Genomic DNA, 18,797 nt, shown 5'->3' with positions numbered 1-18,797 from the left:
GTCAGCGCCTCCCGTCGGTCGGGCCGCACGCGCCGACGACCAGCTCGCAGAGGTCGGTCGCGACGAACGCCTCCACCTGGAGCTGGCGGCTGTTGCCCGGTCCTGGCGCCTCGATCAGCTCGTTGAGCAGGTCCACCAGCCGGTTCAGGCCGCGCACGCCGTCGCCGGCCAGGCCGAGCTGGGCGTAGATGAGCGCGGCCACCCGCTCGCCGGAGTGCACGCCGGCCCGCAGGTCCTGCCGGTGCTTGGCCAGCCCGTGCGCGCCCAGGTTCGAGACGGAAGTCACCTTCTGGAGCAGGACGCGTACCTTGTCGGCCCGCGTGAGCAGGTCGGGGGTGATGACGTTGACGTCGGAGGAGATCGCGACGACATCGTCGCCCTTGTCCTGCAGGGTCGTGCCGAGCAAGGCGGCGTCGTGCAGGAACTGCCTGGCCCGCCCGCGCTGCCGGTGCGCGACGCCGACGAGCGTGCCGGCGTCGCCGATCAGCTCGCGCAGGTTCCCGCCCTCGCCGTCCAGGCCCTTGGCCAGGGTGTGCACGATGACCGTGACCTCGCCGGGATCGACGGCGTCCAGGCCGCGGTAGGCGACGCCGAGCGTGTCGGACAGGTCCAGCGGGCCCTCGGTGGCGGTGATGACGGCGCCACTGGCCAGGTACGGGCCGGTGGTCTCGCCGGAGCCGGGCTTGAGATTGAGGAACTTGGGACCGAACACCGACGCCGGCTCGACCGCGGCGACCGTCGACTGCGGCACCTTGACGCCGGGGTCGACGTGCATGGTGACGACGGCCCTGCCCTTGGCGTCGAGTGACACACCGGTCACCTCGCCGACCGTGATGCCCCGGATCTTGACGGGGGAGCCGGGGTCCATGCCCTGCCCGGCGCGGGCGAACACGGCGTCGATCCTGGTGCCGCTGATCTCGGTGGCGGTGCGGACCACGTACAGGGTGGCCGCCGCCAGGACCACGAGCACGGCGAGCGCGATGCCCATCCGGGCGGCCAGGGGGAGTTGGAATCGGGTCACCGGCTCACCCCGTCAGCGGTATGTTGCCGCCGCCGCCCCAGAACAGGTACGACAGCAGCAGGTTGAGCAGCACGATCGTGACGATCGACTGGCGGATGGCGCGGCCCGCCGCCACACCCACGCCCACCGGGCCGCCGGTGGCGTGGAAGCCGTAGTAGCAGTGGATGACGATGACCGCGAAGGCGAACACACCGACCTTGGCGACGCTGAACGCGATGTCGCTGACCGGCAGGTACAGGTAGAAGTAGTAGTCATAGACCCCGGGCGCCAGGCCGAACAGGACGGTGCACATCAGCCGGGTGGCGAAGAAACTGGCGAAGAGCGCGATCAGATAGATGGGGATCAGCGCCAGCAGCGCGGCCACGACCCTGGTGCAGATCAGGTAGGTGAAGGCGTTGATGCCCATCACCTCCAGCGCGTCGATCTCCTCCGAGATGCGCATCGCGCCCAGCTCCGCCGTGAACGACGAGCCCACCTGGGCGGCCAGCGCCGTGGCCGCGATGATCGGGGTGATCTCCCGGACGTTGGCGAAGCTGCCCACCAGGCCCATGAACGACTCCGCGCCGATCGCCTGCAGCCCCTGGTAACCCTGCAGGCCGACGGTCGCGCCCACGACGAACGCCATCGTGAACACCACGAAGACCATGCCGCCGCCGATGACGGTCGCCCCGACGCCCACCACGACGTCGCTGACCTGCCTGAGGACGACCTTGACGTACTTCAGGCGCAGGATGACGTCGCGTACGGAGTAGAACAGCACCTTCCACACGAACAGCGGCCAGTCGGCCAGCGTCGCGAACCGCTCCGCGACGTCCCGCCCCCGCAGGGCGAGCCTGAGACCAGCCGTCCGCGTCACCATCACAGCGTCACCATCACAGGGACCTCGGCGGGTAGGCCAGGAAGTAGACGGCCGAGATCACGTAGTTGAACGTGAACACCAGCATGAACGTGACCACGGTGGCCTGGTTGACCGCCCGCCCCACGCCGACCGGGCTGGTCGCGCAGGTCATGCCCTTGTAGCAGGCGACCGCCGCCGCGATGAACCCGAAGACCCACGCCTTGAACAGCGTCACGTACAGGTCGGAGGCGACGACCAGGGAGAACGCGCCGTCGAAGTACGCGCCGGGGGTGACGCCCTGCACGACCACGTTGAAGAAGTAGCCGCCGGCCGCGCCGGCCAGGATGACCAACGGGCACAGGCACACCGCGATCGTGCTGGCCGCCCACATGCGCGGGGTGACCAGACGGTGGATCGGGTTGATCGACATGACCTCCATCGCGCTCAGCTCGTCGCGGATGTGCCGCGCGCCGATGTCGGAGGTCATCGCGCTGCCGCCGGCCCCGGCGATCAGCAGCGCGCTGGCCAGCGGCGCCACCTCGCGGATGAGCCCGACGAAGACCGCGCTGCCCGTGGCGGAGCTCGCGCCCAGCTGCCTGGCCAGCTCGCCCACCTGCAGCGCCACGGTGGCGCCCAGCGGCAGGGCGACGAGCAGGACGGGCACGCTCGTGACGCGCGCGAGAAACCAGCACTGCTCGACGAACTCCCACCACCAGCGCCTGACGTCCCAGCTCCTGCGTAACCCCTCCAGGACGATGACGAACAGCTCGCCGACCTGGCCGAGTGCCGACCAGGCCCGGCGTCCGACGTATCCGGGCAGGGTCATCGGCCGCCCGTCCGGGCGTGAACAACCGCCATGACCACCTCCGCCGCCTACGGATGAGTGGCAACCCTACTGAGGGGTTATCTGGTAGTCGATGAGTTCGTGGGAATTTGCGCGAAAGGTATGAGACCAAGGTCACATCTTGTCAGTCAGGTACGAAACGTGATCGCGCCGTTACACCGCTGACCCCCTTGACGCCGTCCCCCAGGGATTGTTTGCCTGGAGCCAGTCTTGGAAGACTGAGGGGCAGAGGTGGTGCAGATGCTCATCGGGACGATCCTCCGCGCCAAGGGCAGCGACGTGGCGACCGTGACGCCAGGGGCCACGGTGCGCGCGTTGCTGGCCACGCTCGCGGAACGCAACATCGGAGCCGTGGTGGTCTCCACGGACGGCTCCACCATCGAGGGCATCGTGTCCGAGCGCGATGTCGTACGCCGGCTCCACGATCGCGGCCCCGCGATCCTGGACGGCCCGGTGTCGGAGATCATGACGACCGAGGTGCGCACGGTGGGGCCGGGCGAGAACGTCGACTCGCTGCGGCGGACCATGACCACGCAGCGGTTCAGGCACATGCCCGTGGTCGAGAACGGCCGGCTCGTGGGCATCGTGAGCATCGGCGACGTGGTCAAGAGCGCGATCGAGGAGCTGGAGACGGAGAAGGCGTCGCTCGTCGACTATCTCCACCGTTGACAGGGATGGCACGCTTGGTCCCGTGATGTACGGGCCGCCTCCCCCTGAATACCCGCGCGCGACGAGCAGTCCGCCGATCATCGTGCTCGTCGCCGGGCTCGCCGCGCTGCTCGGATTCCTGCTGGGGATCTTCGTGGGGTTCGGCGCGTCCTCGACGTCGGCGGACGAGCCGGCGCCCCGCGTCACGGTCACGGTCGAGGACAGCCCGCCCGCGGACCCGGAGGCCACGACCCCCACCGAGCCGTCACCGTCGCAGACGGGCCAGCCCGTGCCCGGCCAGACACAGCCCGGCCAGACACAGCCCGGCCAGACACAGCCCGGCCAGACGCAACCGGGACAGACACAGCCGGGACAGACACAGCCGGGACAGACACAGCCGGGACAGACACAGCCGGGACAGACACAGCCGGGACAGACACAGCCGGGACAGACACAGCCCGGTCAGACGCAGCCGCCTGGTCAGGCGCGGCCGGGACAGACCGGTGTGCCCGACGCCGGGACCAGCAGCGGCCCCGCCATCAACCCGGCCTCGATGCGCACGCTCGTCGTGGGCACGGACATCCAGCCGGGCACCTACCGCACGACCGGCCCGGTCGCGGGGTCCGGCATGTGCTACTGGGCCAGGCTGAGGGGCGCGACCGACATCGTCGCGACCGGCATGCCGAAGGGGCCGGCCAGCGTCACCATCGAGCCCGCGGACAAGGCGTTCGTGACCGGTGGATGCGCGGAGTGGACCAAGGCCTGACGTTTCTGTGCGTCAAACTCTGGACAAGAGAGCAGGAACGCGCAATCCTGTGCGGCAAACGAGAAGGGAGACACGCTCCAGCGTGCTGGTGTGAGCCCTACGGTTTTGGGTCATGCCACTCCGGCGTCCCTGGCGCGGACGCGGTGCGGAGAGTGCGGAACAGCGCGCATCGCCACTAATCCCGAACCCGACCGTTCGCGAGGAGTGACATGCGACCCTCTATGCTCGTCTCCCTGGCGGCGCTGGCCGCCACCACCGCGCTCGTCCCCACGCAGGCCGCCACCGCCCAGAGCACCGCCCTACCCGCTCCCGTGTCCTGCGCCGGCTGCTGGAAGCCCGCGCTGAACACGTCCTGGCAGTGGCAGCTCTCCTCCCTGCCGAAGAAGCCGTACCCGAACGTGCAGATGTACGACATCGACGGCTTCGCGGCCAAGGACGGCGCGATCGTCAAATCGCTCAAGGCCGACAAGCCGGGCCGCGGCGTCGTCTGCTACATCAGCGCCGGCACGTTGGAGGACTGGCGCCCGGACGCCGGCCAGTTCCCCGCCGAGGTGCTCGGCAAGCCGCTGGAGGAGTGGGAGGGCGAGCGCTGGCTGGACATCCGCAAGTACACCGGCAAGCTCGGCCAGATCATGAAGGCCCGGCTCGACATGTGCAAGGCGGCCGGCTTCGACGCCGTGGAGCCCGACAACGTCGACGGCTACAGCAACGACAGCGGCTTCCCGCTCAAGGCAGCCGACCAGCTCGCCTACAACACCTGGCTCGCCAACGAGGCACACAAGCGGGGCCTGTCGGTCGCGCTCAAGAACGACGTGGAGCAGATTCCGCAACTGCTGCCGTACTTCGACTTCGCGCTGAACGAAGAGTGCTGGGAGCACTCCGAGTGCACCACCGCGCAGAACGGCGGTTACGGCTACGACCAGTTCGTCAAGGCGGGCAAGGCCGTGTTCAACGTCGAGTACAACCTCGCCACCTCGGCCTTCTGCGCCAAGTCCAACGCTCAGAACTTCAACTCGCTGAAGAAGAAGTACGAGCTCGACGCCTCCCGTGTGCCCTGCCGTGGCGCGTGACTTCGACCTGCTGGTCGTCGGTGACGCCAACCCCGACGTGGTGCTCTCACTACACGCTGCAGCTCGGGCTCGCCACGTTCGCCGGGGCCCGGCACACCGAGTGGTCGGCGCTGATGGCTGGGAACGTGGTCGCGGTGCTGCCGCTGGTGGCCGCGTTCGTGCTGGCGCAGCGTCACTTCGTGGCCACGATGAGCTTCAGCGGCTTGAAGGGTTGACCGCCGGATAGGAGGATGCGCACAGCCCACCAAGGAGGACGCCATGTCGGTGTTGCAGAGTTTCGTGGACAGCGTGCGCAGCGGGGCGATCGAGGTGATCGACCTCACCGCGCCCCTCTCGTCCGAGACGCCGATCCTCCAGCTGCCCGGGCCGTTCGGCAACACGATCCCGTTCCGTCTGGAGGAGATCAGCCGTTACGACGACCGCGGCCCCGCCTGGTACTGGAACGACATCCACACCGGGGAAGCCCTGCGCTATGACACACTTTCCTAGCTGGGCTAATGCTCGTCAACCCCTGCCATGGCGGGGGTTTCGTCGTGTCAGGACGTGTACACGGGACGGCTACGACCAACTTGCAGCACGACCAACTTGCAAGCTAGGTTGACCCGCGTACCAACAGAGAGAGCCCCGGTTCCTTGGCCGGTCCCCGGGGCTCTCGCATCCGAGAGGGTCTAGCTCCGAATGCGCGTCTACCGTACCAAGCACGAGAGCAACTACACCGTGCTTCCGAACGCCATGCTTCAGCGCGACGACCTGTCGTTCGCCGCCCTCGGCATCCTCGCGTTCCTCCTGTCGCAGCCGGACGGCAAGGCTATGACCGTCGCGAAGCTGGAGCGCATCCGCAAGGAAGGCAAGGCCGTCGTGCGGGCCGCCGTCGCAGAGCTTCGCGCGGCGGGCTACTACATCAAGGAAGACCGACAGGGCGTAGACGGCCAGCTTCGCGGGGCTAACGCGGTGTACGACATCCCCCAGAACGGCGCTTTTTCGCAGGTCGAACCGACCGCCGAGATTCCGCCGGTCGAGATTCCGGCCGTGAACCCCGTAAAGGAACCTTCTAGGAAAGAAACCTCCCCCCTCCCCCCCATCGAGGCTGCGAGCGTCGCCGAGAGCGCCCCTGAGGCGCCGAAGGGCGGGGGGGAGGGTGATCTTCCGACTCAAGACGAGATCGCGGCGTGTGCGCCCCTCGTGGCTCGTATCGGGCGCCTAGAGCCTCGACTGACGATCGGTCTCTCCGAGATGGGCAAAGTTCTTCCGCTCGTCGCCGAATGGCGCCAGCGTGGCGCCAGCGATGACCAGATCATTCATGCCGTGACTGCTGGTCTGCCGGGCAACGTCGATACGGCTGTGGGGCTCATGCGAAGCCGTCTGACGCGCAAGATGCCTGCCCGGTTTACTGTGACTTCGGTCACTCCTGCTCACGCTATGTATGAGTGTCCCGAATGCGGTCGGCCTGGCCGCCAGGCCGGACGGTGCGCCGACTGTCGTACCGTCTCGACGCCCGAAACTGCCGATACCGTCGAGGTTTCCGGCAACCCCGTCGCCGCCGACCTTCGCCGCCGCATGGGATGGAGGATCGCCAGCTAGACCCACACGGCATCACAGACAGTGACCGTCGAAGCACGTAAGACTGACTACTGCGCGATACACTTTGCAAGTTGGTAGACACGGAACGCTGACCCACGGATCATGGGTGAGGGAAACTTCCCCCCGCCCACAAGGCGGTTTCCTCAACTTGGAAGGGCTGTAGATAGCGATGGCGACCTACGCGAGGGTAGATCGTTCGCAAGTAGTGGCGATGCTACGAGATGGCGAGAAGTACGGCGTGATAGCCGCCGCCCTCGGTTGCTCGTATCGGACCGTCGCCGGGATCGCGAAGGAAGCCGGGCTCAGTCGCACCCAAGCTGACCACAAGGAAGCCCTTCCTTGGACGCTCGAAGAGCGCCACAAGCTTTCGATGCCAGCGCAGCGATTGAGGGACCTTTCCCGGCTTGCTCAGGGTTTGCCCGTTGACGTTCACCGCAAGATCGGTGCCCTTCGCTGGGCACAGTACCTTGTCGATGAGGGTTGGGATGTTGCCTACGATCCGGACCACGGACCATCGCCAATCTGTCCAGATGGCGGTTTCTACACGATCGAGGCAACAACGACGGCCGGAAAGACGCACATCGGGGCGCTTCTAGCCAAGGCAACCGGCAAACCGGTTCGGAGATCAGCGCGCCGGTAGGCGCATCGCGTACAAGGCCACGGTTCGCCGACCGTGGCCTTTCGCGTTTCGTGAGCTGTGCTCGGATCGTGAAGGTAACTTTCACGGTTTCATCTCAAGGTTGAAAATCTAACCATCCCGCCGATCAAACAGGGCCTAAGTCCCGTTAGAGTGCTTACCGACAGTGATGGGACACGAGAGCTGGGGCTTGCCGATGGGTCCTGAGAACCCCCTTGAGATCATGGATGTTCGTGTGACGCAGATCCCACACGGGATACGACGAACAGACGTGATCTACCCCGATGGCATCGAGACAGAGTTCCGCATGATCATGCCCGCCGATGGGCGGGTTTCGGCCATAGTCGGCCAGCATGTAGCGCCGGAATCCTTCCTGCTGTCGGTCCACATGGACGAAGAATCGGACGGTCTGACGTACCTCTATGCGTCGTTCTGGGTCGTAGCTGCGACGAGGTGTTCCAACTGTCCCGTGAACGCGTCCGGGGTAACATGCCATATTTGCAAGTTGGTTGTGGTCTAGGGTGGACTTGTCCGGCCGGGGAAACTGCCCCTCACCTGGTAGCGGTACCCGGCTGGACAGTCGCTTGACAACTCAACAGTGGACAACGCGGGGAAGCCTCAAAGGACAACCTAGGAGGCACAACGACAGATCATCGATCCGTCTCCCAGCTCACGAGCTTCGCCGGATGCGGCGAGGCTTACCGCCTCGAAAGGGTCGCGAAAGCGCCCTCAACGCCCGCAGCCTGGTTTGCACAGGGGACGGCGGTACATGAGGCGGTAGAGCGCTGGGAACGCACCTACAGGGAGCACAGCCCCGAACAGGCCCAAGTCTGGTATTACGAGGTTTGGGAACGTGAGATCGAGGCGGCGCTAGCCGTCGAGCCGGACGTGTCCAAGTGGCAAGCCCCCGGCAGAACGAAGCCGGACACGGACCTACGGAACCGCATGGCTCGCGGCGCCGATCAGGTGGCCGGATACATCGCCTACGCGCTACAGGATCGGCTACTGCCGTTCGAGTACGAGCCGGGCGAGCCCAGCACAGAGGTTCCGTTCGCCCTCGATCTCAACGGCGTCCGCGTGATCGGGTCCATCGACCTGATCCTTGCCGACAGGCACGGGCGCCTACTCGTTCGGGACATCAAGACAGGTAGTCGCTTACCGACGAGCCCGATTCAGCTAGCCGTCTACGCGGTAGCCGTCGAGGACTCGCTAGGCGAACGCCCCCTATGGGGTGACTACTACATGGCAAAGAACAACGCGCCGACGAAACCGATCCCGCTACGCAACTTCACCCGTGAAGACGTGGCGAGATGGTTTGTACAGATGGACCGATCGGAGAAAGCGGGCAACTATCTGCCCAATCCGGGGGACCACTGCAAGACGTGCGGCGTACGCCGGTACTGCTCTGTGATGGGCAGTGACCGGACTTTTTTTGGCCCTTAATTTGCAAGTTGGTTGCAACGAAAGGATCTCATGGCTGAGGACTACCCCTATGCCCTCGATCTTGAGTTGGGCGACACAGACGGTCGAAAGGTCGGCCTGTTTCACGTACGCGCGGCCAGCGCCCCGGACTTCCTTGCCGAACTGAGGGAGATCGACGAGGATTTCGGCTTGGCTCTCGGCGGCGCCGTCAAGAACGTCAGGACGTTCGCTCTACTGCGGAGCGAGCTAGGCGCCGAAAGGATCGCCCAGGGCGCCCCCCAGCGTCCGGCTGCCCGCCCGGCAGCTCGACCCGCACCGCGCCAGACGGCCCCCACGTACGAGGCTCAAGATGCCCCGTGGCCGGACGACGCACCCCCCGGGGACGACGGCCCGCCCATGTGTGACCACGGCGCCATGCGCTACGTACCGGCCGGAACGAGCAAGGCAACCGGCAAGGCGTACGGCGCCTTCTACGGCTGCACCGCCCAGCGCAACGACCCGACTCGTTGCAAGAGCGTGCCCGCCTAACCCGTGTACACGATCCAACGCGCCCGAGCGAAAGCCGGAGACGCGGGGGTCGCACTCCCGAACCCGTTCCGCCGACTGTCCAGGGAACAGGTTGAGTTCCGTCGCGGTCAGCTTCACCTGATCGCGGCGGGGCCGGGGGTCGGCAAAAGCGCCCTGTCGCTGACGCTCGCGGTAGCCAGCAAAGTACCGACCCTGTATTTCTCGGCGGACAGCGATGCAGCCACGCAATACGAGCGTGCCGCAGCGATGCTGTCTGGTCGAGAGATTCACGAGATCGCCGCCATGGTCGAGGCGGGCGATACCCGCTATCTCGATAGCAAGCTAGCGGGGCTTAGGAAGCTCCGTTGGTGTTTCGATAGCTCCCCGAGTCTCGACACGATCGAGGCTCAGGTGAAGGCATGGGCCTACGTTTACGGCACCTATCCGGAGATGATCGTTGTCGATAACGTCGGCGACGTCTCGCCGGATGTCGAGGAACGGAATCACATCGGGCTTGAAAGCGTCATGGATTACCTTGCCGACCTAGCTAGGCAAACCGGCGCATGCGTCAACGCCCTTCACCACCTAACCGGCGACTACGACGACGGCTCACAGCCGCCGCCTTTGTCGGCCCTGAAAGGCAAGATCTCAAAGAAGCCCTCACTTGTGCTGAACCTGTTTCGGCCGGAAGAGGGAAAGCTTGGAGTCGTCATCGCGAAGAACCGCCACGGTCGGCCCGATGTGGCCGGGCGGTATCGAGTGGTTCTCAACTCCGATCTAGCGCGAATGCAAGTCACGGACTAAGGCGGCATCTTGCTTTGCACCTTCGGTAACTGCATGAACCTCCGGAAGTGGCACGGGCTATGCACCGCCCACGATGACCAGATGAAGAAGTACGGGCGATGCTTCCCGACCCGATCGGATGGCAAACCGAAGGACTGGCGGGGCTGCGATACCCCCGAATGCAACGGGGTTCACAAGGCACATGGGCTGTGCGCCCGGTGCTACATGGCGAAGCGACGGAAGGAAGCGGCTCTATGCGCGTAAACGAGAAGTTCGACTTCACGGACATCACGGCCGTGATCGTCGAGGAGATGGGCCGGGTTGCCATCAAGCCGGGAACCCTCACTCTGATCGATGAGACGACAGTCGCTTTCATCGACGAGTGGGGCGACCAGATCAACGTGAATGGCGATCGCCTGATCGCCTCGGAGTGCAAGCCCCTCGATGACGAATCCGAGTAAGCAGAAGGGGACGGCTTTCGAGCGGCTAGCCGCTGACTACCTCGCGGAAACCATCCCTGGTTTCGACCGCATCGGAAGCGTGGATTTCGGGGCGGGCGATCTCGCATCGCCCTACCCGATCCCCCACGAATGCAAGGCAGAGAAGCGCATCACGCTTAGCGAGTACGCCAAGCAGATCAAGGCGATTAAGGCCCGCCTCGGGCGGTTCCTCGGCGCCGTCATCATCAAGGCGCCACGCAAGAACGTCAGCGAAGCGTACGTACTGCTGACCCTCGCGGAGTGGCGGGCGATCCTCCCGACGATCGCGGAACACCTCGACGACATCGAGGCCCGTCTACACGCTGAGTAGCCGCCGGCCGTTCGGTCGCGGTTTGAAGATCCCCAGGTCAAAGCGTTGCGGCACTCTGCCGGCCAGCGCGGAGAGTAACCATTTCTGAGATCGGAGATCCCATCATGACGACCCTTCCCACCGTGACCGATGCCCAGGTGATCGACGCCATCAAGGCGGTTGCAGCCGAGAACCTCGACCGCGTGTACACGGCCCCGGAACATATGAGCACGTCGGGCACCTGTTACTACGGGCACACGGACGCCGACGACGAGGGCAAGCTTTCCCCCGGCTGCTTGGTCGGCGCGGCTATGAACCGCCTCGGCGTCCCCCTGGAGACTCTTCGGCGCCACGAGGAGACCAACGCATTCAACCTGCTGACCAACCTCTTTCCCCTGCTCTCCACGCAGACATGTTCATTCGCGAACTCGGCGCAGATGGAGCAAGACGGCGGCAAGACGTGGGGTGAGGCTGTCGCTTACGCGAAGGAGACCCGGCTTCGGTAACCGGCTCTCGTTGGGCCAAGCAAGCCCCGAACTGAAAGGTACGTCATGGATCTTGTGTTTGAGCCGTGGCCAAAGACGCCGCGACTGTTCGACCTTAAGGGCGTCGTCGTTACCGAGAAGATCGACGGCACTAACGCCTGTGTCATCATCGGCGAGGATGGTGATATCGGGGCGCAGTCGCGAAACCGGCTGATCTTCCCGACAGTGGACAATTACGGTTTCGCCGCCTGGGTGTGGGACAACCGCGACGGCCTTGCGGAAACGCTCGGCCCTGGTCGCCACTACGGCGAATGGTGGGGGCGCGGAATCCAGCGAGGTTACGACCTGCCCGAGCGCCGTTTCAGCCTCTTCAACACGGAGAAGTGGGGGCACTTCGCTGAAGAGGCGCCGCCCGTTCCGGGGCTAGGTGTCGTGCCCGTTCTCTACGACGGGCCGTTCTCTACGGACGCCATCAATGGCGTCTCTCTCGACCTTGTGCTGAACGGCTCCAAGGTGGCGCCCGGATACAAGCGCCCGGAAGGCGTCTGCGTTTACCATCGTGCCGCCGCCCGGGTATTCAAAGTCATCATCGACAAGTAGGCGCGATGGCTGAGCAAGCCATAGCGGAAGTGCTACGCCACTACGGCGCGGAATACGTACCCGAAGGGTACAAGTGGGCGCCCATGAAATGCCCATTCCACGACGACCGTAGCGCTTCCGCTTCCGTCTCCACCGAACGCGGCTCATTCAAGTGCCATGCCTGCGAAGCGCGCGGCGACACGTACTCACTAGTGCAATGGAAGGAGGGTTGCGATTTTGCTGGTGCCGTCGAAATCCTCACTGGAGTTCTTGGCGCAGAGCACCCGGCACTATCAAAGGGCAATGCGCGGAAGCCCCGCCGAAGAGTATTTGATGCAGAGGGGGCTAACGCCGGACAGCATTCGATCTTTTCGGCTGGGCTACGTCGAAAGTTCGATGCCGGGACATGAGAAGTACGTCGGACGCATCGCGATTCCGTACCTGTCGCCCGACGCGATGACGCTACAGCTCCGATTCCGGAGACTAGGCGATGGCGACGGGGCGAAGTTCCTGAGCGTTCCAGGCGACATTCCCAGGCCGTATAACACGCGGGTCCTTGAAGAGGACCACAGTGTCATGTTCACGGTCGAGGGCGAGCCGGATACGTGGATCGTCACACAGTGCGGATTGCCTGTGATCGGCCTGCCGGGCGTCAGCTCATGGCGTTCGGAATGGGCGTTGCCGCTACGCCAGTACGACACCGTGTTTCATCTCGCGGACAACGACGACAAGGGGCAGGGTGCGGAATTGGGGGAGCGCATGGCGCGCGACCTTCCGAACCTTCGGACAATCCTTTGGCCGGACGGCCACGACGCGAACAGTCTGTTTCTGGCCGAAGGGCCGGAAGCGCTACTTCGGAAGGTCGGAATGCAATGAGCAATCGTGACGAGCTAGACGAGCATTTCAGCGAATGGATTGAGAACCACGGACACCGCATTAGCCACATGCCGGAAGACATGTGGAGAGAAGGTTTCAAGGCAGGTTGGAATGCCGCCCTCAACCACGTGAGGGCCACGAATGGGGAGGGCAGTAGGGATTACCTCTGACCAGCTAGCCGAAGCCGTTGAGGACGCCATTCGATCTGCCAAGCGGCGCGTTATTGGCGTCGGCAAAGAGCAGTACGACCAGGGCGACACCCAGCATTTTGAGGGAATGACGCTCGCCCAACTCCTCGACTGGGCGGGCGAAGAGGCGCAAGACCTGATCGTGTACGCCGTCATGTTGGACATCCGAATCAAGCGCGTGAAGCGCCAGCTAAAGAAGGGATTCAACCTGTGAGCTTTGAGGCCCTAGGCAAGAGCACTGGCGCACTGGCCACGCTGATTAAGACCGCCATCATCGCCGACACCATCGGCGTGGTGGAGCTGGAGAACCTTCCGGCTGATGTTGATTCCCTGGTGAGCCTCGCGGCTGACAAGTGGGACGAGGCCGACGACACCGGCCTAGACGGAATCGTCGTGATGATCCTCATGCTTCTTTCCCTCGGCGCCGCCGCAGAGAACGCCCAGAAGACGCCGCAGATTCCGCGCGACCCCTTCAATCCCTTCAGTCGCTAGATGTCGCGAGGGGCGCCTACGGGTGCCCCCGGCGAGCCCTATCGAAAGACGGAATGAACGAGACCACGGCCACAATCATTGCCCTCTGTGTGGTCCTAGCCATCATCGCCATGAGGAACAACCGGAGCTAACCATTCAGCGCATCCTGATCTACCCCGACGCCCAGATTCCGCTACACAATCCCCGACAGGTCAACAGCCTCCACCGGTACATCCACGCAACCAAGCCTGACCGTCTCGTCATCATCGGCGACTTCATGAACTACGCAGGCCCGTCACGGTGGAGCAAGGACACGCGGGCCGAATACGAGAACGACGTATTCCGCGAGAGCGAGCTAGGCAAGCGATTCCTCGGAGACCTACGGCGCGGCTATGACGGCCCTGTCGATTTCGTCGAGGGGAATCACGATGCGAACCCGCGTCGATACCTCCTCCGGCACGCGCCCGCGCTAGCGGAATCGAACGCCTTCAACGTCGAGACGCTACTTGATTTCGATTCCCACGGAATCGCGATCGTACGGGGAAGCCTCAACATCGCCCCGGGCTGGGTGGCGATGCATGGCCACCTTGACAAGATTCGTACGGTGACGGTCCCCGGAGGGACCGCGAAGAAGTTCGTTGACCGGCTGCACAAGAGCGTGGTCATGGGTCACACGCACCGGCTAGGGCTCATGCCCCACACGGTCGGTACCACGTCGAGTAATTCCGTTCGCTGGGGGATGGAAGTGGGCAACGTGATGGACATGCGCAAGGCGGAATACCTCGGCCTGGTAACCGCCAATTGGCAAAGCGGCTTCGGAATGCTCTACGTCGAGGGCAAGCGCGTCCGGCCGGAAGTGATTCCGATGGACGGCAACGGAATGTTCATCGCAGATGGGAAGGTCTGGGGTTGATCACTGATCTAGTCATGGACACGGCGGAATCGGTCGGGCGGAATGTAGCTCGTGACTGGCCGTTCATGGATGCGGAAGACGTGACGCAGCAGGTCCTACTGGAAGCGTGTACACGGCCCGACGACTACAACGTGATGGAGACTGACGAGCTACGGTCATTCCTCACGCGCAAGGCCGTTGCCTACTGTGCCCGTGAACGGAATGACTACGTGTACCGGACGGCCCGATACCTCTACACACCGGAAGAGGTTCGGGTGCTGCTGACGCTCGCGGTGGAATCGGTGGGCGTCGAGTTCGACGCACCGACGAAGGACGGCTACGTGTCGGCCCCCGACCGGGGGAATGTGTGCGTGTCCCTGTGGGACCTAAGCAAAGCCCTTGACGGCATTCCGGATCGGTGGCGACGCATCCTCATGCGGCGCGCGGAATGCGACGGGTTCGACGCCGAGCAGCGCCGCCAGCTCGTCGAGGCTGGATGGAAGTCGCTAAGCGAGAGCGAGCAGCGCACGGCCCGCCGTGCTACCGAACGTTTGGCGGAAGTCCTGAACCGGGTTGTGAACCGGACGCCCGGCGACCACGAAGGGCCGGGGGCTCGTCGAGCGATTCCGAACGCCCGCGCTATCGCCATCACGCATGACGACAGGGACGGCAAGTGAGCGAGCCGCTAGAGGCAGAAACCACACTCTGTAGCGAGTTGCCGAATTCCGCGGTTCAAGGAACCGCAGGTAGAGACGCTAGGCCCAACCGCCGGCCAGCGCGCAGCGTGACGGGGGGATTGGCCTGATGGATCACAAGCTGCCCGCCGAGACCTACCGTGTGTACCCGAACGCGGTCAATCACCGCAACGTGTATGACGACGCTGCGAGCGTGCGTAAGGCAGTCGGCTACCGGCAGTCGAACCCATGGCGGCATGTCGAGGTCAAGGTGTATCGGGCCGTGACCGTATGGGAAGACGTGACAGCGGAGTTTGTGAAGGGTGCGAAATGACCGACTACCACATGCCCGATCAGCTCGACCGCGAGCCGGAGGCGAACCCGCTCGTCGGATGCTTAGCCCTCATTGGCGTGATGACCGTCGCCGCCCTGGCGCTCGTCGGCCTTTGGCATGTGATGTTCGGCTGACATGCCCCTAAAGCCCTATTTGGTCGCCCGTATCTGATACTCTGGATTTGCAAGTTGGTTGTTGGGTCGGCTGCAAATGTCGGCCCAACTTCCCGTGTCTCAAAGGGGCGTGTACACGGTTTGGATTATTACGACACTTACGGCCAGCCTGCCGAACGAGTCGAGGCGGTAACCGGCGTCAAGCGCTGCGGAACGCACGTAGCCGTCATCCGATTCACATACGAGTACGGCCCGTCGAACACTTCGCACCAGCGGGAAATGGTTCGCGTCGGCGAAGACCTTAACGGCCTGATCGATGACCTGACCGCGATAGCCGTAGAGGCGGGCATCCGGTGAGCGCATTCAAGGCGTACGAGCAGTTCACCGAATACGGGCTTCGGAGCCCCGCTAACGGCCTTATCGGGATGACCGGTAGAGATCCCGAGAGGATGCGGGAAATGGCCGCGCACTACGGCCTGAAGCTCGTGCATCGCGACGTGACCGCGAGCGAATGGGCGGACGTCGAGTGAAAGCGGGCTACTCTGGCGCCATCGCTAGCCGGGTCACCGTAGACGCTGACGATCACTGCGACGGTGGGCGAGTAATCGCCTTCCATTTCGGCAAGATGGAGGGTCCGCGCTTTCGTGAGATCAGTTCCAATCTGATTCCCCTGAGTGAACTGCCCAAGCTGATCGAACGGCTTCAAGAGATCGCCGATGCGGAGGGTGTGGCATGAGAGTCATCGTTACCGGCTCGCGTGACTGGCCAGACATGAAGACCGTGGCGCGTGCCCTCGACATCGCAGCCGTCGCCGCCGCGCGGGCCGGGGAACCGCTCACGGTCGTTCACGGCGGATGCCCCACGGGCGCCGATGCCATCGCGTCGGCCTGGTGTGGCATAGCGGGAGATCTAAACCTAAATGTGATAGAACGAGTGTTCGAACCCGACTGGACGCGGGGACGAAAGGCGGGGCCGGAACGCAACCGGCGCATGGTCGAGGCTGGCGCGGATCTGGTGATCGCGTTCAACCGGAACAAGAGCAGGGGCACTAGCGGAACGATCGCTCTCGCCGTCGAGGCGGGGATTCCGGTCGTGCCGTTCACCATCGAGGACAGGGAAGCTGCGTAAGTGGATCACGTGGAAGTCGTTAGCGAGGAAACCCTTTACAGCCACGCAAGCGGGCGTGCCCGCGTCGATCTGGTGATGTACTCAGACGGCACCATCGAATACGGGGCATGGGTTCAGACGGGCGCCCACACCGTCGAGACGAGCGCCGCTCTGATGTGGGTTCCCCACTACGTGAACGGCGCCCCTCTGACGCTCGTCGAGCTGATCCACGATGACGGCCTGGTCGGCATGATCTACCGGAGGGCCGCATGAAGGCCGGAACGTGCCCTACATGCGGGCATGACACGCTCACGCCCTCAGAGCCCCCGGAGGGGGCCGTGATCCTCGACGACGACGGGGACGCATGGCAGCACCGCTACGGCGGGTGGGCGTGCGCCGAGATAGGGGAGCGGTATCGCAATGTCTCCTGGGATGTCCTCGTGAGGGAATACGGGCTAGCGAGGATCATCCATGACCCCTCGACGGCGGCCGATGCCGCCTAGCTGACCTGGCGCCACGGCCAGCCGTGAGCCGCCGAACCCTGGTAGCCTGAACCCCGTTGCGGAAGGCCCTTCCCTTCGGTCGGTCCTGCTGACAACCGCAACGCGAGAGCCCCCGGTTAAGCCATTCGCCCCGGGGGCTCTCTGCTTTCCCGCGTCAATAAGCGTTCCCCCTGGTCGAGGATGGGGTGAAAGTCCAGCCGGCGGCTACCGCGGGTGATATATTCCCAGGTCACGAGCACGCTCCGCTATTGACAAGTTGGTTGCGCCGATGCGGCGAACTTTGCGAACAACCAACTTGCAACCCGTGTACACGGGTTGCTATGTTCCTCTCGTCGGCAGGAACGAGGAAAGGGAACGGGCAATGGAAGGCAGTTACCGAAAGAACGTCGCCGGGCGTCGGCAGGCCGTGAAGGACCTCACCGACTTGTACATGGCAGGAAAGCTGCGAGAGGTTCGCGATTGGGTCGAGGCGAACGCAATCGACATGGGCCGCAATCAGCGCTGGAAGGACTCTTGCCACTTCCTCGTCGATAACTACGACGCGGGGGCGACTACGGAAGAACCCGAGCGCTACCGGGATTGGGCGATCCTTCAGGGCATCACATACATGAACTTGCACGCACAGTAGGCCACCTACGAGCCCCCGCTACGGCGGGGGCTTTTCCGTGCCCTCGATCACAACCAACTTGCAAACCGTGTACACGGGTTGCTATGGTTTTCCCGTCAGCAGGAACCGGGGCCAAACGGCCCCGGCAAGACCGAAGGGAAACCATGATGGCTGCCGAGATTCGCGTCTACGTCACTACGAAGCACAGCAAGGGAAACAACCACATCGCGAAGCCGGAAGACACGGCTAAGACCCTGTGCGGCAAGTCCGTTACCGGTGAAGGCGTCGAGGACGCGGGCGTCTGCGGCAACTGCAACCGTCTGGCCGACCGTCGCGGAATGGTCAAGGCTCCGAAGCCGGAAGCCTCCCAGGAAGGCATGGATCTCACGAGGACCCGCGAAGCGTGGCTCATTCGAGCGATCGAGATGTTCCGCCCCCGTTTCGTCGAAGTCGGCCTTCCGATCCCGGAAAAGGTCCACGTGTCTGTCGGCTACGGCGCCGATGGGCGTGCCACTGAGGGCGCCGAAATCCTCGGCATCTGCTACGCCTCGTGGGTCAGCGTGGACAAGGTTAACCACATCTACATTTCGCCCGAGATTGGCGACTCTGCGGAAGCTCTGGTTGTTCTGATTCACGAGCTGATTCACGCGGCGGACGACTGCAAGAGCGGCCATAAGGGCGCCTTTGCCGAAGCCGCTACCCGGCTTGGTCTGGTCACGCCTCTTACCAGTTCGGTTCCGAACGTCGAGCTGGCCGCCGAACTGATGACCATGGCGGCGGCTCTGGGCGAGTACCCGCACGGCGCCCTTGACCGGAAGGTCCTCCGTAACAAGATCGACCCCAAGGCGCCGATGCCGGAAGGGATCGACCTGGAGCAGCTTCCGGAGCTTACCCCGGTGTCGTCGGCCCCCAAGGCTCAGACGAACCGCCACGTGCTCCTGAAGTGCATCGCCCCCGGGTGCGACTGCGAGGGTTACCAGGTTCGGACAACCCGCAAGTGGTTGGAGATCGGGCTCCCCTCGTGCCCGCTCGGTAACGAGATGCAAGCCCTCTAAACTGGAA

At 64.2% G+C, this 18,797-nt stretch carries 31 protein-coding genes and 2 pseudogenes; 30 read left to right on the top strand and 3 right to left on the bottom strand.

What is annotated here, in order from left to right; genetic code table 11:
* Window position 1: 1 nt before the first annotated feature.
* From ABN273_RS07100 to ABN273_RS07090, 3 genes are read right to left on the bottom strand one after another with little or no spacing between them, the layout of a single operon-like run.
* Window positions 2-1,021: an MCE family protein gene (locus tag ABN273_RS07100; RefSeq protein ID WP_349447836.1), complete on the bottom strand. Its 1,020-nt coding sequence runs from the start codon at window positions 1,019-1,021 to the stop codon at window positions 2-4.
* A gap of 4 nt (window positions 1,022-1,025) precedes the next feature.
* Entirely contained in the window at window positions 1,026-1,880 is an 855-nt protein-coding gene (locus ABN273_RS07095; protein WP_349448248.1) for an ABC transporter permease, read from the bottom strand.
* Window positions 1,881-1,893: 13 nt separating this feature from the next.
* The gene (locus ABN273_RS07090; protein WP_349447835.1) at window positions 1,894-2,685 is read right to left on the bottom strand and encodes an MlaE family ABC transporter permease; all 792 of its coding nucleotides are present in this window, start codon (window positions 2,683-2,685) and stop codon (window positions 1,894-1,896) included.
* A 258-nt stretch (window positions 2,686-2,943) separates the two neighbouring features.
* Here ABN273_RS07090 and ABN273_RS07085 point away from each other — a divergent pair, with 258 nt between their 5' ends.
* The 30 genes and pseudogenes from ABN273_RS07085 to ABN273_RS06945 all read left to right on the top strand — a co-directional run bounded on the left by ABN273_RS07085 (window position 2,944) and on the right by ABN273_RS06945 (window position 18,790).
* On the top strand, window positions 2,944-3,372 hold the full coding sequence (locus tag ABN273_RS07085) for a CBS domain-containing protein (RefSeq protein WP_349447834.1): 429 nt from the start codon (window positions 2,944-2,946) through the stop codon (window positions 3,370-3,372).
* A 25-nt stretch (window positions 3,373-3,397) separates the two neighbouring features.
* Entirely contained in the window at window positions 3,398-4,117 is a 720-nt protein-coding gene (locus ABN273_RS07080; protein WP_502910979.1) for an Rv1352/Rv1906c domain-containing protein, read from the top strand.
* Window positions 4,118-4,326: 209 nt separating this feature from the next.
* Entirely contained in the window at window positions 4,327-5,187 is an 861-nt protein-coding gene (locus ABN273_RS07075) for an endo alpha-1,4 polygalactosaminidase (protein ID WP_349447832.1), read from the top strand.
* A gap of 20 nt (window positions 5,188-5,207) precedes the next feature.
* Window positions 5,208-5,402 carry a hypothetical protein gene (locus ABN273_RS07070; RefSeq protein ID WP_349447831.1) on the top strand — a complete coding sequence of 65 codons (195 nt, stop codon included), beginning with the start codon at window positions 5,208-5,210 and terminating at the stop codon, window positions 5,400-5,402.
* A gap of 43 nt (window positions 5,403-5,445) precedes the next feature.
* Complete coding sequence (locus ABN273_RS07065) at window positions 5,446-5,676, top strand: cyclase family protein (RefSeq protein WP_349447830.1); 231 nt, start codon at window positions 5,446-5,448, stop codon at window positions 5,674-5,676.
* 189 nt (window positions 5,677-5,865) lie between these two features.
* Window positions 5,866-6,768, top strand: coding sequence for a hypothetical protein (locus ABN273_RS07060; RefSeq protein ID WP_349447829.1), 903 nt, complete (start codon window positions 5,866-5,868; stop codon window positions 6,766-6,768).
* Between the two features lie 169 nt (window positions 6,769-6,937).
* Window positions 6,938-7,408 carry a helix-turn-helix domain-containing protein gene (locus tag ABN273_RS07055; protein ID WP_349447828.1) on the top strand — a complete coding sequence of 157 codons (471 nt, stop codon included), beginning with the start codon at window positions 6,938-6,940 and terminating at the stop codon, window positions 7,406-7,408.
* Between the two features lie 666 nt (window positions 7,409-8,074).
* A pseudogene (locus ABN273_RS07050) lies at window positions 8,075-8,848 on the top strand (PD-(D/E)XK nuclease family protein); the annotation flags it as partial.
* A gap of 30 nt (window positions 8,849-8,878) precedes the next feature.
* Entirely contained in the window at window positions 8,879-9,355 is a 477-nt protein-coding gene (locus ABN273_RS07045) for a hypothetical protein (protein ID WP_349447827.1), read from the top strand.
* 3 nt (window positions 9,356-9,358) lie between these two features.
* Window positions 9,359-10,138 (top strand): DnaB-like helicase C-terminal domain-containing protein, encoded by a 780-nt coding sequence (locus ABN273_RS07040; RefSeq protein ID WP_349447826.1) that lies wholly within the window; start codon window positions 9,359-9,361, stop codon window positions 10,136-10,138.
* A gap of 233 nt (window positions 10,139-10,371) precedes the next feature.
* Complete coding sequence (locus ABN273_RS07035; RefSeq protein ID WP_349447825.1) at window positions 10,372-10,578, top strand: hypothetical protein; 207 nt, start codon at window positions 10,372-10,374, stop codon at window positions 10,576-10,578.
* Window positions 10,562-10,927, top strand: a complete 366-nt coding sequence (locus ABN273_RS07030; protein ID WP_349447824.1) for a hypothetical protein — start codon at window positions 10,562-10,564, stop codon at window positions 10,925-10,927. The genes ABN273_RS07035 and ABN273_RS07030 overlap by 17 nt, the downstream gene beginning before the upstream one ends.
* Window positions 10,928-11,031: 104 nt before the next feature.
* Window positions 11,032-11,412: a hypothetical protein gene (locus tag ABN273_RS07025; RefSeq protein WP_349447823.1), complete on the top strand. Its 381-nt coding sequence runs from the start codon at window positions 11,032-11,034 to the stop codon at window positions 11,410-11,412.
* Between the two features lie 45 nt (window positions 11,413-11,457).
* Entirely contained in the window at window positions 11,458-11,991 is a 534-nt protein-coding gene (locus ABN273_RS07020) for an RNA ligase family protein (RefSeq protein WP_349447822.1), read from the top strand.
* Window positions 11,992-11,996: 5 nt separating this feature from the next.
* A pseudogene (locus ABN273_RS59420) lies at window positions 11,997-12,197 on the top strand (CHC2 zinc finger domain-containing protein); the annotation flags it as partial.
* A 10-nt stretch (window positions 12,198-12,207) separates the two neighbouring features.
* Window positions 12,208-12,846, top strand: coding sequence for a hypothetical protein (locus ABN273_RS07015; RefSeq protein ID WP_349447821.1), 639 nt, complete (start codon window positions 12,208-12,210; stop codon window positions 12,844-12,846).
* A 141-nt stretch (window positions 12,847-12,987) separates the two neighbouring features.
* On the top strand, window positions 12,988-13,248 hold the full coding sequence (locus tag ABN273_RS07010; RefSeq protein WP_349447820.1) for a hypothetical protein: 261 nt from the start codon (window positions 12,988-12,990) through the stop codon (window positions 13,246-13,248).
* Window positions 13,245-13,526 carry a hypothetical protein gene (locus tag ABN273_RS07005; protein WP_349447819.1) on the top strand — a complete coding sequence of 94 codons (282 nt, stop codon included), beginning with the start codon at window positions 13,245-13,247 and terminating at the stop codon, window positions 13,524-13,526. The genes ABN273_RS07010 and ABN273_RS07005 overlap by 4 nt, the downstream gene beginning before the upstream one ends.
* A gap of 22 nt (window positions 13,527-13,548) precedes the next feature.
* Entirely contained in the window at window positions 13,549-14,418 is an 870-nt protein-coding gene (locus ABN273_RS07000; protein ID WP_349447818.1) for a metallophosphoesterase, read from the top strand.
* Between the two features lie 14 nt (window positions 14,419-14,432).
* Window positions 14,433-15,074, top strand: a complete 642-nt coding sequence (locus ABN273_RS06995; protein WP_349447817.1) for a hypothetical protein — start codon at window positions 14,433-14,435, stop codon at window positions 15,072-15,074.
* A 127-nt stretch (window positions 15,075-15,201) separates the two neighbouring features.
* Window positions 15,202-15,405: a hypothetical protein gene (locus ABN273_RS06990; RefSeq protein ID WP_349447816.1), complete on the top strand. Its 204-nt coding sequence runs from the start codon at window positions 15,202-15,204 to the stop codon at window positions 15,403-15,405.
* Window positions 15,402-15,539, top strand: coding sequence for a hypothetical protein (locus ABN273_RS06985; RefSeq protein WP_349447815.1), 138 nt, complete (start codon window positions 15,402-15,404; stop codon window positions 15,537-15,539). The genes ABN273_RS06990 and ABN273_RS06985 overlap by 4 nt, the downstream gene beginning before the upstream one ends.
* Window positions 15,540-15,659: 120 nt before the next feature.
* Entirely contained in the window at window positions 15,660-15,875 is a 216-nt protein-coding gene (locus tag ABN273_RS06980; RefSeq protein ID WP_349447814.1) for a hypothetical protein, read from the top strand.
* A complete protein-coding gene (locus ABN273_RS06975; RefSeq protein WP_349447813.1) occupies window positions 15,872-16,048 on the top strand; it encodes a hypothetical protein in 177 nt (58 codons plus the stop codon). Before ABN273_RS06980 ends, ABN273_RS06975 begins: the two co-directional genes overlap by 4 nt.
* Complete coding sequence (locus tag ABN273_RS06970) at window positions 16,045-16,254, top strand: hypothetical protein (RefSeq protein WP_349447812.1); 210 nt, start codon at window positions 16,045-16,047, stop codon at window positions 16,252-16,254. The genes ABN273_RS06975 and ABN273_RS06970 overlap by 4 nt, the downstream gene beginning before the upstream one ends.
* Window positions 16,255-16,289: 35 nt before the next feature.
* The gene (locus ABN273_RS06965; RefSeq protein ID WP_349447811.1) at window positions 16,290-16,646 is read left to right on the top strand and encodes a hypothetical protein; all 357 of its coding nucleotides are present in this window, start codon (window positions 16,290-16,292) and stop codon (window positions 16,644-16,646) included.
* Window positions 16,647-16,898 (top strand): hypothetical protein, encoded by a 252-nt coding sequence (locus ABN273_RS06960; RefSeq protein WP_349447810.1) that lies wholly within the window; start codon window positions 16,647-16,649, stop codon window positions 16,896-16,898.
* A 65-nt stretch (window positions 16,899-16,963) separates the two neighbouring features.
* Window positions 16,964-17,128: a hypothetical protein gene (locus tag ABN273_RS06955; protein ID WP_349447809.1), complete on the top strand. Its 165-nt coding sequence runs from the start codon at window positions 16,964-16,966 to the stop codon at window positions 17,126-17,128.
* Between the two features lie 361 nt (window positions 17,129-17,489).
* Window positions 17,490-17,756 (top strand): hypothetical protein, encoded by a 267-nt coding sequence (locus ABN273_RS06950; RefSeq protein ID WP_349447808.1) that lies wholly within the window; start codon window positions 17,490-17,492, stop codon window positions 17,754-17,756.
* A 143-nt stretch (window positions 17,757-17,899) separates the two neighbouring features.
* Window positions 17,900-18,790 carry a hypothetical protein gene (locus ABN273_RS06945; RefSeq protein WP_349447807.1) on the top strand — a complete coding sequence of 297 codons (891 nt, stop codon included), beginning with the start codon at window positions 17,900-17,902 and terminating at the stop codon, window positions 18,788-18,790.
* Window positions 18,791-18,797: the final 7 nt, after the last annotated feature.

This window comes from Nonomuraea sp. B19D2 (genome assembly GCF_040137845.1).
In the GTDB taxonomy this organism is placed as follows: Bacteria; Actinomycetota; Actinomycetes; order Streptosporangiales; family Streptosporangiaceae; genus Nonomuraea.
The sequence above is the reverse complement of the archived record's forward strand: the minus strand, read 5'-3'. Positions and strand labels throughout refer to the sequence as shown.

Bases quoted from the DNA above. Each gene is read 5' to 3' on its own strand.
- ABN273_RS07095 (WP_349448248.1), bottom strand. From the start codon at position 1,880: ATGGTGACGCGGACGGCTGGTCTCAGGCTCGCCCTGCGGGGGCGGGAC.
- ABN273_RS07090 (WP_349447835.1), bottom strand. From the start codon at position 2,685: ATGACCCTGCCCGGATACGTCGGACGCCGGGCCTGGTCGGCACTCGGC.
- ABN273_RS07085 (WP_349447834.1), top strand. From the start codon at position 2,944: ATGCTCATCGGGACGATCCTCCGCGCCAAGGGCAGCGACGTGGCGACC.
- ABN273_RS07080 (WP_502910979.1), top strand. From the start codon at position 3,398: ATGTACGGGCCGCCTCCCCCTGAATACCCGCGCGCGACGAGCAGTCCG.
- ABN273_RS07075 (WP_349447832.1), top strand. From the start codon at position 4,327: ATGCGACCCTCTATGCTCGTCTCCCTGGCGGCGCTGGCCGCCACCACC.
- ABN273_RS07065 (WP_349447830.1), top strand. From the start codon at position 5,446: ATGTCGGTGTTGCAGAGTTTCGTGGACAGCGTGCGCAGCGGGGCGATC.
- ABN273_RS07060 (WP_349447829.1), top strand. From the start codon at position 5,866: ATGCGCGTCTACCGTACCAAGCACGAGAGCAACTACACCGTGCTTCCG.
- ABN273_RS07055 (WP_349447828.1), top strand. From the start codon at position 6,938: ATGGCGACCTACGCGAGGGTAGATCGTTCGCAAGTAGTGGCGATGCTA.
- ABN273_RS07045 (WP_349447827.1), top strand. From the start codon at position 8,879: ATGGCTGAGGACTACCCCTATGCCCTCGATCTTGAGTTGGGCGACACA.
- ABN273_RS07035 (WP_349447825.1), top strand. From the start codon at position 10,372: ATGCGCGTAAACGAGAAGTTCGACTTCACGGACATCACGGCCGTGATC.
- ABN273_RS07030 (WP_349447824.1), top strand. From the start codon at position 10,562: ATGACGAATCCGAGTAAGCAGAAGGGGACGGCTTTCGAGCGGCTAGCC.
- ABN273_RS07025 (WP_349447823.1), top strand. From the start codon at position 11,032: ATGACGACCCTTCCCACCGTGACCGATGCCCAGGTGATCGACGCCATC.
- ABN273_RS07020 (WP_349447822.1), top strand. From the start codon at position 11,458: ATGGATCTTGTGTTTGAGCCGTGGCCAAAGACGCCGCGACTGTTCGAC.
- ABN273_RS07010 (WP_349447820.1), top strand. From the start codon at position 12,988: ATGGGGAGGGCAGTAGGGATTACCTCTGACCAGCTAGCCGAAGCCGTT.
- ABN273_RS06995 (WP_349447817.1), top strand. From the start codon at position 14,433: ATGGACACGGCGGAATCGGTCGGGCGGAATGTAGCTCGTGACTGGCCG.
- ABN273_RS06990 (WP_349447816.1), top strand. From the start codon at position 15,202: ATGGATCACAAGCTGCCCGCCGAGACCTACCGTGTGTACCCGAACGCG.
- ABN273_RS06985 (WP_349447815.1), top strand. From the start codon at position 15,402: ATGACCGACTACCACATGCCCGATCAGCTCGACCGCGAGCCGGAGGCG.
- ABN273_RS06965 (WP_349447811.1), top strand. From the start codon at position 16,290: ATGAAGACCGTGGCGCGTGCCCTCGACATCGCAGCCGTCGCCGCCGCG.
- ABN273_RS06950 (WP_349447808.1), top strand. From the start codon at position 17,490: ATGGAAGGCAGTTACCGAAAGAACGTCGCCGGGCGTCGGCAGGCCGTG.
- ABN273_RS06945 (WP_349447807.1), top strand. From the start codon at position 17,900: ATGATGGCTGCCGAGATTCGCGTCTACGTCACTACGAAGCACAGCAAG.